The organism is Vagococcus intermedius (genome assembly GCF_029144185.1).
Classification (GTDB): Bacteria; Bacillota; Bacilli; order Lactobacillales; family Vagococcaceae; genus Vagococcus_D; species Vagococcus_D intermedius.
The window spans coordinates 88,645-101,385 of the sequence record NZ_CP110232.1; the positions used below are offsets into that span (position 1 = coordinate 88,645).

General features: G+C 37.2%; 10 protein-coding genes. All 10 read left to right on the plus strand.

Features of this window, described 5'->3' with window-relative positions; genetic code table 11:
- Positions 1 to 26: 26 nt before the first annotated feature.
- Complete coding sequence (recA, locus tag OL234_RS00510) at positions 27 to 1,082, plus strand: recombinase RecA (RefSeq protein ID WP_275469227.1); 1,056 nt, start codon at positions 27 to 29, stop codon at positions 1,080 to 1,082.
- A gap of 262 nt (positions 1,083 to 1,344) precedes the next feature.
- Entirely contained in the window at positions 1,345 to 2,901 is a 1,557-nt protein-coding gene (gene rny, locus OL234_RS00515; protein WP_275469228.1) for a ribonuclease Y, read from the plus strand.
- Between the two features lie 136 nt (positions 2,902 to 3,037).
- Positions 3,038 to 3,838 carry a TIGR00282 family metallophosphoesterase gene (locus OL234_RS00520; RefSeq protein ID WP_275469229.1) on the plus strand — a complete coding sequence of 267 codons (801 nt, stop codon included), beginning with the start codon at positions 3,038 to 3,040 and terminating at the stop codon, positions 3,836 to 3,838.
- 20 nt (positions 3,839 to 3,858) lie between these two features.
- Entirely contained in the window at positions 3,859 to 4,293 is a 435-nt protein-coding gene (locus OL234_RS00525) for a YlbF family regulator (RefSeq protein ID WP_275469230.1), read from the plus strand.
- Positions 4,293 to 6,938, plus strand: coding sequence for a DNA mismatch repair protein MutS (gene mutS / locus OL234_RS00530; protein ID WP_275469231.1), 2,646 nt, complete (start codon positions 4,293 to 4,295; stop codon positions 6,936 to 6,938). The genes OL234_RS00525 and mutS overlap by 1 nt, the downstream gene beginning before the upstream one ends.
- Positions 6,939 to 6,963: 25 nt before the next feature.
- Positions 6,964 to 9,090: a DNA mismatch repair endonuclease MutL gene (mutL, locus tag OL234_RS00535; protein ID WP_275469232.1), complete on the plus strand. Its 2,127-nt coding sequence runs from the start codon at positions 6,964 to 6,966 to the stop codon at positions 9,088 to 9,090.
- Positions 9,091 to 9,127: 37 nt separating this feature from the next.
- The gene (locus OL234_RS00540) at positions 9,128 to 9,679 is read left to right on the plus strand and encodes a Maf family protein (RefSeq protein ID WP_275469233.1); all 552 of its coding nucleotides are present in this window, start codon (positions 9,128 to 9,130) and stop codon (positions 9,677 to 9,679) included.
- A 148-nt stretch (positions 9,680 to 9,827) separates the two neighbouring features.
- Positions 9,828 to 10,445, plus strand: a complete 618-nt coding sequence (gene ruvA / locus OL234_RS00545) for a Holliday junction branch migration protein RuvA (protein ID WP_275469234.1) — start codon at positions 9,828 to 9,830, stop codon at positions 10,443 to 10,445.
- A gap of 14 nt (positions 10,446 to 10,459) precedes the next feature.
- Entirely contained in the window at positions 10,460 to 11,473 is a 1,014-nt protein-coding gene (gene ruvB / locus OL234_RS00550; RefSeq protein ID WP_437184428.1) for a Holliday junction branch migration DNA helicase RuvB, read from the plus strand.
- A gap of 146 nt (positions 11,474 to 11,619) precedes the next feature.
- The gene (gene queA, locus OL234_RS00555; RefSeq protein ID WP_275469235.1) at positions 11,620 to 12,654 is read left to right on the plus strand and encodes a tRNA preQ1(34) S-adenosylmethionine ribosyltransferase-isomerase QueA; all 1,035 of its coding nucleotides are present in this window, start codon (positions 11,620 to 11,622) and stop codon (positions 12,652 to 12,654) included.
- Positions 12,655 to 12,741: the final 87 nt, after the last annotated feature.

Genomic DNA, 12,741 nt, shown 5'->3' on the forward strand with positions numbered 1-12,741 from the left:
ATGAAAATCCAAGGAGGGTTATCGTAATGGCAGATGATCGTAAAGTAGCATTAGATGCTGCGTTAAAAAAAATAGAAAAGAACTTTGGGAAAGGTTCAATTATGAAATTGGGTGAAAAAGTTGATACCCAAATATCAACAATTCCTAGTGGTTCTTTGGCATTGGATGTGGCTTTAGGCGTAGGTGGTTATCCACGTGGGCGTATTGTTGAAGTCTATGGTCCTGAAAGTTCAGGTAAAACAACGGTTGCGCTACACGCGATAGCTGAAGTTCAAAAACAGGGTGGAACAGCGGCTTTTATTGATGCAGAGCATGCTTTAGACCCAAAATATGCCCAAAATTTAGGGGTTAATATTGATGAGTTATTATTATCACAACCAGATACAGGAGAGCAAGGCTTAGAAATTGCTGATGCTTTAGTTTCAAGTGGTGCCATTGATATCGTAGTAGTCGATTCAGTAGCTGCCTTAGTGCCCCGTGCTGAGATTGATGGTGAGATGGGAGATTCCCATGTTGGTTTGCAAGCACGACTAATGTCTCAAGCCTTACGTAAACTATCTGGCTCAATCAATAAAACAAAGACTATAGCATTGTTTATTAACCAAATCCGTGAAAAAGTTGGCGTTATGTTTGGTAATCCCGAAATTACCCCAGGTGGACGTGCACTTAAATTTTATGCAACGGTTCGTTTAGAAGTACGCCGTGCAGAGCAGTTAAAAAATGGTACGGATATTATCGGTAACAGAACTAAAATTAAAGTTGTGAAAAATAAAGTAGCACCGCCATTTAGAATTGCTGAAGTTGATTTAATGTACGGAGAAGGTATTTCTAAAGCTGGTGAATTACTAGATATGGCATCTGAACAAGACATCGTGGATAAGAGTGGGTCATGGTACTCTTATAAAGAGGAGAGAATCGGTCAAGGTCGTGAAAATGCGAAGAAATATATGTTAGATCATCCAGAGATGTATGAAGAAATTGAAAAACGAGTAAGACAAGCTTACGGTATTGGTTCTGAGGAATATATTGAAGAAACAAGTAAAGAAGCTGAAAAAAAAGCTGAAAAAAAAGCTGAAGAATAAAAAAAAGACCTTACAAGGTCTTTTTTTTATTGGATGCGTTTTTATTAACTGATAAGATATAGTAAATTAATAAGAGATTATTGGACGGATAGGCAAAACAAGGGTAATTTAAAGTTGACACACCATGCGACTAATATTAGAATAAAGTTTGTATATTAAATTATTTTATACATATATGCAAGTAGGGCATATTGATAAGTAGTAGATGTTTTTTTATCAACTAAAAACTACACATATAAAAGATTATGCGGAGGTGTACCAAATGGTCACAAATATACTCCTCGGTGTCATCGGATTAATTGTAGGTCTCGGTGTAGGGTTTGTTATCGCTAACAATCGACATGAAAATGCGATTAAAGGTGCTAAAAATTCAGCAGAAGGTATTTTAGCAGAAGCTAAAAGAGAAGCTGAAACTTTGAAAAAAGAAACGTTATTAGAGTCCAAAGAAGAGAATCAAAAGTATCGACTAGAAATTGAAAGTGAGTTGAAAGAGCGCAGAGACGAAGTAAAAGTTCAAGAGAATCGTTTACTACAAAGAGAGTCAAATCTTGATCGTAAAGATGAAACTCTTGTTAAACGCGAACACTCACTAGAAGAGAAGGAAGAGAAACTAGATTCTAAGCAACAGTTGATTGGTGAACGAGAAAAAGAAGTAACAGTATTAATTGAAGCTCAACAACAAGAATTAGAAAAAGTTGCTGCCTTATCGAGAAATGAAGCTAAGGACATTATTATGACAACAACAGAAGAAGAGCTAACTCATGAAGTTGCTGTTATGGTAAAAGAAAGTGAACGAAAAGTCAAAGAAGAAGCAGATCGAAAAGCTAAAAATATTTTATCACTTGCTATGCAACGCTGTGCTGGTGACCAAGTATCGGAAGCAACCGTTTCGGTTGTAACATTGCCAAATGATGAGATGAAAGGTCGAATTATCGGGCGTGAAGGACGTAATATTCGTACGCTAGAGACGTTGACTGGGATTGACTTAATTATTGATGATACACCAGAAGCTGTCGTGCTATCAGGTTTTGATCCAATCAGACGTGAGACGGCTCGGATTGCTTTGGAAAAATTAATTCAAGATGGTCGTATTCATCCGGCTCGAATTGAAGAGATGGTTGAAAAAGCACGTAAAGAAATGGATGAGACAATTCGTGAGTATGGTGAGAATGCTGCATTTGAAGTAGGTGCTCATACCTTACACCCAGATTTAATCAAAATTATGGGACGTTTAAGATTCCGAACAAGTTATGGACAAAATGTTTTAAATCACTCAATTGAAGTAGCTAAGTTAACAGCTGTTTTAGCCGCTGAATTAGGTGAGGATGTTGAATTAGCTAAGCGAGCAGGTTTCTTACATGATATTGGGAAAGCTCTTGATCGTGAGGTCGAAGGTTCTCACGTCGAGATTGGAACGGAACTAGCTAAGAAATATAAAGAGCATCCTGTTGTGATTAATGCTATCGCATCTCACCATGGTGATACGGAAGCAACCTCTGTTATTTCAGTGTTAGTAGCTGCAGCCGATGCGTTGTCAGCAGCCAGACCAGGAGCTAGAAGTGAGTCATTAGAGAACTATATTAAGCGTTTGGAACGTTTAGAAGGTATTTCAAATGATTTCCCAGGTGTGGAATCAAGTTTTGCTATTCAAGCGGGACGTGAAGTACGTATTATGGTTAAGCCTGATGAAATTTCAGATGATGAATCAGCTTTGTTAGTTCGTAAGATTCGTAAGCGAATTGAAGATGAGTTAGATTATCCAGGCCACATAAAAGTTACAGTTGTACGTGAAACACGTGCGGTGGATTATGCTAAATAAATAGTATCAAGAGGCTAACTTTGGTTAGTCTCTTTTTGTGTTCTGAGACAAGGTGAAGTAGATAATTTGTTTTCTTTCCTTTGCTCTTAAAAATTGTTAAAATAGAGAATGATATTAAAGAGAAGAGGAAGCATTAATGCGTATATTGTTTGTAGGAGATGTAGTAGGTTCGTTAGGAAGAGATACAGTAAGTATGTACTTACCTAAATTAAAGAAAAAATTCCGTCCACAAGTGACCATTTTAAATGGTGAAAATGCGGCATCAGGTCGTGGGATTACTGAAAAGATTTATAAAAAATTTTTACAAGATGGTGTAGATGTTGTGACTCTAGGAAATCATACATGGGATAATCGAGATATTTTTGAGTTTATTGAAGATGCCAAAAAAATGATTCGACCAGCTAACTTTCCAGTTGAGACAACACCAGGCAAAGGAATAGTCTATGTTAAGGTTAATCAATTGGAATTAGCTGTTATCAATTTACAAGGTCGAACATTTATGGTCGATTTAGACGATCCTTTTAAAAAAATTGATGAGATGGTGACTGAGGCACGTAAAAGAACTCCGTTTATTTTTGTAGACTTCCATGCAGAGACAACTAGTGAAAAACAAGCGATGGGATGGTTTTTAGATGGTCGAGTTTCTGCTGTTGTCGGCACACACACACATGTCCAGACTAATGATGCTCGTGTCTTACCAGAAGGGACGGCCTATTTGACCGATGTTGGCATGACAGGACCGTTTGATGGAATCTTAGGGATGAAGCGTGATGCCGTGTTAGGTAAGTTTAGAACAGCACTACCACATCGTTTCGAAGTGGTAGAAAATGGCCGTAGTAATCTATCTTATTGTGTGATTGAGTTAGATGATCAAACAGGTAAAGCTAAAAAAATTGACATCGGTCAAATTAATGAAGATACACCATTTAGAGACTAGAAAGTAGTAGGTGTCTTGTTATGTTAGAATCAGAACCATTTGAATTAGATGATGAGGTTAAGGAAGCCTTAGCTGAGGTCATTCAATTATTAAATAATAGTCAAGTTTTTAAAGAGTATAAGGCCATTGAATTGAAAGTAGAGGGACATCAAGGGCTTGTTTCTTTAGTAGAGGAGATTAAAGCACGACAAAAGGATGCTGTTCAGTTTGCTCACTACGGTAAGCCAGTTGCGGAAAAAGAAGCAATAAAGAAGGCTGATTATCTCACAAAAGAATTTGATCAACACGCCTTAGTTATTCGTTATCGTGAAAAGTTAAGAGAAGCTAACGATGTGTTACAACATTTAACAAAACGTTTAGAGTTTCAGTTTAATGAACAACTAGGGACTCAGTTATACCACTATCTTAAAGAACACACGCTAGATATAAATGAATCAAAGGATGTGACAAAGTAGTGCCACAAAAAACAAAACATACACCGATGATGGAACAATATTTTAAAATTAAAGAAGATTATGAAGACGCCTTTTTATTTTATCGTTTAGGTGATTTTTATGAAATGTTTTATGAGGATGCTATAAAAGCATCACAGCTGTTAGAACTAACTTTAACCAGTCGTAACCGCAATGCTGATGAGCCAATCCCAATGTGTGGGATCCCTCATCATGCAGCTAAAGGCTACATCGAAACTTTAATAGAAAAAGGGTTTAAGGTGGCTCTATGTGAGCAAGTTGAAGATCCTAAAACAACTAAAGGTATGGTTAAAAGAGAAGTTGTCCAGTTAATCACACCTGGAACAATGATGGAAACTAAGAGTTTAGAAGCAAAATCAAATAATTACTTAACAGCTATCGTGGCAGATATGAGTAGTGATCAGTATGGTTTTGCCTATGTTGATTTAAGTACTGGTGAGTTAAAGGTCAGTACCTTAAAAGGAAAAGAAAGTGTTTTAAATGAGGCGTCAAGTTTACAAACGAAAGAAGTCGTTTTAGGCAGTAGTATTCCGGATAGTCTGGCGGAAAAATTAAGTCAACGTTTAAATACGGTTTTTTCAGAACAATTTGAGACACTTCAAACATCCGAGCTAAGTTACCTAACAAGTGACTTAACACAACCGTTGGCAAAAGAAGTTATCAGTAAATTATTAGCATATCTGAGTAACACACAAAAAAGAAGTTTAGGTCACCTTCAAAAAGCGCAAGTGTATGAGCCAACACATTATTTGAAAATGGACCATTACTCTAAGTTTAACTTAGAACTTTCTCAGTCTATTCGGACTGGGAAAAAGCAGGGGACGTTGCTTTGGTTATTGGATGAAACGAAAACGGCTATGGGTGGAAGATTATTAAAACAATGGTTAGACCGTCCGTTAATTCAAGAGAAAAAAATTAAACAACGACAAGAAATGGTTCAAAGTTTACTAGAGGCCTTCTTTGAACGATCAGACTTACAAGAAACGCTAGCTAGTGTGTATGATTTAGAACGTTTAGCTGGTCGGATCGCTTTTGGTAGTGTTAATGGGCGTGATTTAATTCAATTACAAACATCATTAAAACAAGTTCCGCGTATTAAAGATCTTTTAGTAGGTCTGGATAAAGGTGAATGGACGTCTTTATTAGAGCGTCTCGATCCAGTGACAGATGCGGTTGATCTAATTAAAAAAGCGATTATGTCAGAGCCTCCATTAGCTATAACAGATGGTGGTGTTATCGCAGACGGTTACAATGCTCAGCTAGATCAGTATCGTGAGGCAATGACACATGGAAAGCAGTGGATTGCTGAATTAGAAGCTAAAGAGCGTGAAAATACTGGTATTAAAAATTTGAAAATTGGTTTCAATCGAGTGTTTGGCTATTATATTGAGGTGACCAAGAGCCAGCTTGCAAATGTGCCGGAAGAGCGTTTTGATCGTAAACAAACTTTAGCAAATGCGGAGAGGTTTATTACACCAGAACTGAAAGAAACAGAAACTTTAATTTTAGAAGCTGAAGAAAAATCAAAGGATTTAGAATATCAATTATTTATCAATGTTCGTGAAAGTATCAAATCGGAAATAGGACGTATTCAAAACCTCGCTAAATCATTAGCGGCTATTGACGTATTGCAAAGTTTTGCCACAATTAGTGAAAAATACCAGTATGTTCGTCCTACTTTGACGAGTGCTAGTCACAATTTAGCATTAGTCGAGGGGCGTCATCCAGTGGTTGAAAAAGTGATGGGACATCAAGAATATATTCCAAACAGCGTGATAATGGCACCAGAGACAACGATTCAACTTATTACGGGTCCTAATATGTCTGGTAAGAGTACCTATATGCGTCAACTAGCTTTAACGGTTATTATGGCTCAAATGGGGTGTTTTGTTCCAGCTGAATCAGCTGAAATGCCTATTTTTGATCAAATTTTTACACGAATTGGGGCTTCAGATGACTTGATTTCAGGACAAAGTACTTTTATGGTTGAGATGATGGAGGCCAACGAAGCACTGCGACATGCAACTCCAAATAGCCTGATTCTGTTTGACGAATTAGGACGTGGTACGGCCACTTATGATGGGATGGCCTTGGCTGAAGCAATTATTCATTATATTCATACCAATGTCCGAGCCAAAACGTTATTTTCAACGCACTACCATGAATTAACAGCCTTAGAAGGACAGCTGACTGGGCTTATGAATAGTCATGTAGGTGCGGTAGAAAAAGATGGTGAGGTGGTCTTTCTACATAAAATGCTTGAGGGACCAGCTGACAAAAGTTATGGGATTCATGTTGCGAAGTTAGCAGGCTTACCAGAGGATTTATTAAAGCATGCGACAACTATTTTAGCCTCTCTAGAAGCTGGGGATACACCAATCAGAGAAATACCACCGGTTGTAGAGAAAGAAACTCTCTCAATAAGTGAGCCTTTTGAAGAACCAGTCGTAGTAGAAAGTAAAACAACTAGACAAGAGTATGAAGAAAGTGATCAACTATCGTTGTTTGGAGGGCTTACTGCTGAACAAGAAGCGGTCTTAACAAAAATTGAGACTATCAATTTACTTGAAATGACGCCAATAGCAGCTCTTAATTTCTTGTATGATTTACAAAAAACAGTAAAGTGAATAGTCGCGGGGGAGGTGTAAGTAAATGAGTAAAATCGTTGAATTATCAGACATTTTAGCCAATCAAATTGCAGCAGGCGAAGTGGTCGAGCGCCCTGCTTCAGTTGTTAAAGAGTTGGTTGAAAATGCGATAGATGCGAATAGTACTCAAATTGATATTTATTTGGAAGAAGCTGGGTTACGAAAAATCCAAGTAATCGACAATGGGGATGGGATTGAACCAGATGATGTTTTAAATGCCTTTAAACGTCATGCCACAAGTAAAATCATAACGAGAGATGATTTGTTTAGGATTAAAACGTTAGGGTTTCGAGGGGAAGCATTACCAAGTATTGCCTCGGTTTCAGAAATTACATTAGAGACATCAACAGGCGAGAATGAAGGTAGTTTTGTCAAGTTATCAGGTGGTCAAATAATTGAAACAAAACCAAATGCTTTGCGAAAAGGGACAAAATTGAAGGTTGAAAATTTATTTTTTAATACGCCAGCCCGCTTAAAATATGTTAAAACGCTCCAAACTGAGTTAGCTAATGTAGGTGATATTGTAAATCGATTAGCAATGAGTCATCCATATATTGCCTTTAGATTAGTTCATGACGGCAATAAAATGTTAGCTACTACAGGCAACGGTGATATCCGCCAAACGATAGCTGGTATTTATGGGATGAGTACTGCAAAAAAAATGTTAGAAATATCAGGTGAAGACTTAGATTTTAAGGTGAGTGGTTATATTTCACTACCAGAGCTGACAAGAGCGAGTCGTAATTATTTATCGATTATTATTAATGGTCGCTATATCAAAAATCATTTACTGAATAAAGCAATTGTTGAAGGTTACGGTTCTAAATTAATGATTGGCCGTTTTCCTTTAGCGGTTATCCAAATTGATATGGATCCATTATTAGTAGATGTAAATGTCCATCCTACTAAACAAGAAGTACGTCTTAGTAAAGAGAATGAATTAATGGATCTGATTTCTCACACAATCCAAAGTGTTTTAAGCGAAAAACAATTAATCCCAAGAGCTGATTTGGAACAAACATTTAAAAAGAAATTACCAAAAGAGACCAAGTTAGAGCAAATTAAGATACCACTTGGGACAATAGATGCAGAAGATAAACTATCAGATGAGATGGTTTCTTTGAAAGAAACCAAGACAAAGAATGCCCCAACAACTATTAAAGGAAGTTCACTTGCCTATGATGCGACTGAAGGGAAATTTTATATTCCTTCCATAGAGTCTGAAGACCGTTATTCAGATTCTATGGTTGAAAAAAATCATCGGTTGAAGCATATTGAGCCGGTCGTCGAAGAGCCTCGAGTTTCTCTTCAATCGTCGCAAAGTTTTGACTCGCTTATAGCCCAAGATCCAGCAGGAGAACCAATCACCGAAACGGAAATAACGTCACCTCACTTGTCAGGTAGGCCGGATGAAGGACTTGATCAAGTCCGTTTAGTTGATTTAGACCATGTCGATGATACGTTATTTAACTATCCTTTTGGCTTAGAATATTCAGACTCATCACTTGTTGAAGAAGACAGTGAGGTCGGGCAGAGGCAACGTTTTCCAGAGTTGGAATATTTTGGCCAGATGCATGGCACCTATCTGTTTGCTCAAAGTTCTGAGGGATTATACATCATTGACCAGCATGCTGCTCAAGAAAGAATTAAATATGAATATTTTCGTAAAAAAATAGGCGAGGTCAGTTCAGATTTACAAGAAATGCTAGTCCCTTTGGTTCTAGATTATCCTAAAACAGATTGGTTGAAAATTCAAGAACAGAGTGAGTTATTAAGTCAGTTAGGAATTAATTTAGAACCATTTGGGCAGACAAGTTTTATCTGTCGCTCGCATCCTACCTGGTATCCAGCAGGTCAGGAAGATAGTATTATCAAAGAAATGATTGAGACAGTTATCGATTCTGGTAAATTGAGTGTTGCAAAATTTCGTGAAGATACGGCCATTATGATGAGCTGTAAGCAATCAATCAAGGCTAATCATCACTTAGATACTATGCAAGCACGTCAGTTATTATTAGACTTAGCCAAATGTGACAATCCTTTTAATTGTCCACATGGTCGTCCAGTTTTAATTCATTTTGATAATAAGGATATGGAAAAAATGTTTAAACGTATTCAAGACTCTCATTAATGATGAGAGACTAATTTATTGAAAAGGCGGAATAGTAGTGGAAATTATTTTAGCATCGCAATCGCCACGTCGTAAGGAACTTTTGGGATATATTACCCGAGAATTTAAAACAATACCTGCAGATATTGATGAAACAATTCCTAAAGGAATAGAGCCAAAAAATTATGCGACGACTATGGCTGAAGAAAAGGCAAAAGTTATCTCTGAACAATATCCTGATCATATTGTGATAGGAAGCGATACAATTGTCGCTTTAGGGGATGAAATCATGGGGAAACCGAAAGATGATCAAGAAGCTGTTGTCATGATATCCAAATTAAGTGACAGACACCATCAGGTACACACTAGCGTTTGTCTACGCCAAGGGAATAAGGTGTTAACAAAGGTCTTCACAGCAACGGTCTCTTTTTTCGAACTTAGTCTTCAAGAAATTGAACAATATGTTCAAACAGGAGAACCTTTCGATAAGGCGGGAGCCTATGGTATCCAAGGTCCGGCTTCCGTTTTTGTAAAAGAGGTTGTGGGAGATTACTATGCAATCGTAGGTTTTCCAATTGGTCAAGTTAATCAAATGTTAAAAGAATTTTAACTTCAAGGAGGGTCTCTGGTCGGACTCTCTTTTTTTATATGGTTGGTATCATGAGAACATTATTTTTGATTTAGGGATATATGCCGGTATCGATAATTATGTTACAATTAAGGGAACGTATGTACTTATTTAAATGGAGGATACAATTATGTATGAATATATTAAAGGGATTGTTACTTTTGTCAGTCCTTATTATATTGTAGTAGAAACAAATAACATTGGCTATCAAGTTGCAGTAGCGAATCCGTTTTTATACAATTTAAAGGAACAGAAAGAAGTAATCATCTATCTTTATCAAGTCGTCAGAGAAGACTCTTTGACCTTGTATGGCTTTACTAATTTGGAAGAAAAGCAACTGTTCATTAAGTTGATAAGTGTTTCAGGGATTGGCCCTAAGAGTGCTTTAGCAATTATGGCTAGCGAAGATCACTCGGGTTTAGTTTCAGCAATTGAATCAGCTGATTCAGCTTTTCTAACAAAGTTCCCAGGGGTTGGGAAAAAAACAGCGCAACAAATGATTTTAGATTTGAAAGGAAAATTATCTGATATTGTAGTCACTGGTTTATCAGGTCAGGATGTACTGTTCTCTATTGAAGAGATGGAGAGTAGTGAAGGGAAATACTTAGAGGAATCTTTAGAAGCGCTCTCTGCTTTAGGCTATAGCGAACGAGAATTGAAACGTATTTCTAAAGAATTAGCTAAAACTCAGGGACAATCAACCGATGACTATTTACGCCAAGGATTAAAATTATTAATGAAAAAATAGGGAGGACGAGCTAAGTGTCAGAGTCAGATGAAAGGATTGTCTCGCAAGAAGCTACAGCTGAAGAAGAATTTAGTGAATCATCTTTACGACCACAATACTTATCACAATATATTGGTCAGGCAAAAGTTAAGCAAGAGTTAGAAATTTATATAAAAGCTGCCAAATACCGTTCTGAATCTTTGGATCATGTCCTATTATATGGACCACCGGGCTTAGGAAAAACAACGATGGCTATAGTAATAGCTAATGAGATGGGTGTTCAAGTTAAGACGACGAGTGGACCGGCAATCGAACGTCCTGGTGATTTAGTGGCCTTACTGAATGAATTGGAGCCTGGGGATGTATTATTTATTGATGAAATACATCGTTTGCCTAGAGTAGCTGAGGAGATGTTATATTCGGCTATGGAGGATTTTTATGTCGACATCATGGTAGGTCAAGGCCCAACTGCTCATCCTGTTCACTTTGCGCTTCCGCCGTTCACTTTGGTAGGGGCTACTACTAGGGCAGGGATGTTATCTGCCCCTTTACGTGATCGGTTCGGTATTATTTCGCATATGGAATATTACGATACTGATGATTTGAAGGAAATTGTCTTACGGTCAGCAACTATTTTTAAGACAGAAATGATGGAAGACGGTGCCTATGAAATTGCCCGCCGTTCACGTGGCACCCCTCGGATTGCTAATCGCTTATTAAAAAGAGTACGGGATTTCGCTCAAGTTCAAAGTAACGGAATTGTCAATCGTGAACTAGCTGATAGAGCATTATTAATGCTACAAGTGGATCACGAAGGATTGGATTATGTGGATCAAAAGATTTTAAAAACAATGATTGAATTATATCAAGGGGGCCCTGTCGGCTTAAGTACGCTAGCAGTTAATATCAGTGAAGAAACAGAAACAGTTGAAGATATGTATGAGCCTTATTTGATTCAAAAAGGATTTATTAAGAGGACGCCGCGTGGTAGATTGGCAACAAGACTTGCGTATGATCACTTAGGTTATCCTTATATAGAAACTGATTAATATAACTTGGTTACGGTGCTTTCAAGCAAAGTAATCAAGTTATTATCTTTATGTGAATGAGACTTAAAGGGTGGTCGCATTAAGATTGGAAAAGTGATAAACTAACACAAGAGAATAAAAGTTTAAGTAGAAAGAGTGAATGTTAGATGACATTAACAACAGCAGATTTTGATTTTGAATTACCAGAAGAGTTAATAGCCCAAACGCCTTTAGCAAATCGTGAAGCATCAAGATTATTAATATTGGATAAAAAAACAGGTAGTATTGAAGACAAGCATTTCTATGACATTGTAGATGAATTAAATGAAGGTGACGCTCTTGTAATGAATAATACTCGTGTATTGCCGGCTCGTTTATATGGTGAAAAACCTGAAACAGGTGGTCATTTAGAAGTTTTATTATTAACAAACACAGAAGGTAACAAATGGGAAACCTTGATCAAGCCTGCTAAAAGAGCAAAGGTAGGAACAATTATCTCATTTGGTGATGGTCGCTTACGAGCAGAAGTTTTAGAGGAATTAGAACATGGTGGCCGTATTATTGAGTTTAAATATGAAGGTGTATTTCTAGAAATTTTAGAATCTTTAGGTGAAATGCCCTTACCTCCGTATATAAAAGAACGTTTAGAAGACCCAGACCGTTATCAAACAGTTTATGCTGAGGAGAATGGTTCTGCAGCAGCACCCACAGCTGGGTTACATTTCACTAAAGCATTGCTAGAACGGATAGAAGAAAAAGGTGTAAAATTAGTTTATTTAACTTTACATGTTGGACTGGGGACTTTTCGACCTGTAAATGTGGAGTCGATTGAAGATCATGCGATGCACAGTGAATTTTATAAATTAACTGAAGAATCAGCTAGTGCCTTGCGGGAAATTAAAGCTAATGGTGGCCGAATTATAGCAGTCGGGACGACTTCAATTAGAACACTTGAAACCATTGGGACAAAATTTAATGGTGAAATTCAGGCTGATAGTGGCTGGACAGATATTTTTATTACTCCAGGCTATGAGTTTAAATTAGTTGACGCCTTTTCGACTAATTTTCACTTGCCGAAGTCAACGTTGGTGATGCTGGTTAGTGCTTTTGCCACACGTGATTTAACAATGAAAGCTTACCATCACGCTGTATCAAATCGTTATCGTTTCTTTAGTTTTGGAGATGCTATGTTTGTTAGATAATAGGATTAAAAAGTAATCGACTTTATAAGATTGCTTTTTTTTGAAAAATAGAAAGCGTTATTAATTTGAAACGGTAGTCTAATACTC

Excerpts from the sequence above, each read along its gene's own strand:
- recA (WP_275469227.1), top strand. The coding sequence starts at position 27 with ATGGCAGATGATCGTAAAGTAGCATTAGATGCTGCGTTAAAAAAAATA.
- rny (WP_275469228.1), top strand. The coding sequence starts at position 1,345 with ATGGTCACAAATATACTCCTCGGTGTCATCGGATTAATTGTAGGTCTC.
- OL234_RS00520 (WP_275469229.1), top strand. The coding sequence starts at position 3,038 with ATGCGTATATTGTTTGTAGGAGATGTAGTAGGTTCGTTAGGAAGAGAT.
- OL234_RS00525 (WP_275469230.1), top strand. The coding sequence starts at position 3,859 with ATGTTAGAATCAGAACCATTTGAATTAGATGATGAGGTTAAGGAAGCC.
- mutL (WP_275469232.1), top strand. The coding sequence starts at position 6,964 with ATGAGTAAAATCGTTGAATTATCAGACATTTTAGCCAATCAAATTGCA.
- ruvA (WP_275469234.1), top strand. The coding sequence starts at position 9,828 with ATGTATGAATATATTAAAGGGATTGTTACTTTTGTCAGTCCTTATTAT.
- queA (WP_275469235.1), top strand. The coding sequence starts at position 11,620 with ATGACATTAACAACAGCAGATTTTGATTTTGAATTACCAGAAGAGTTA.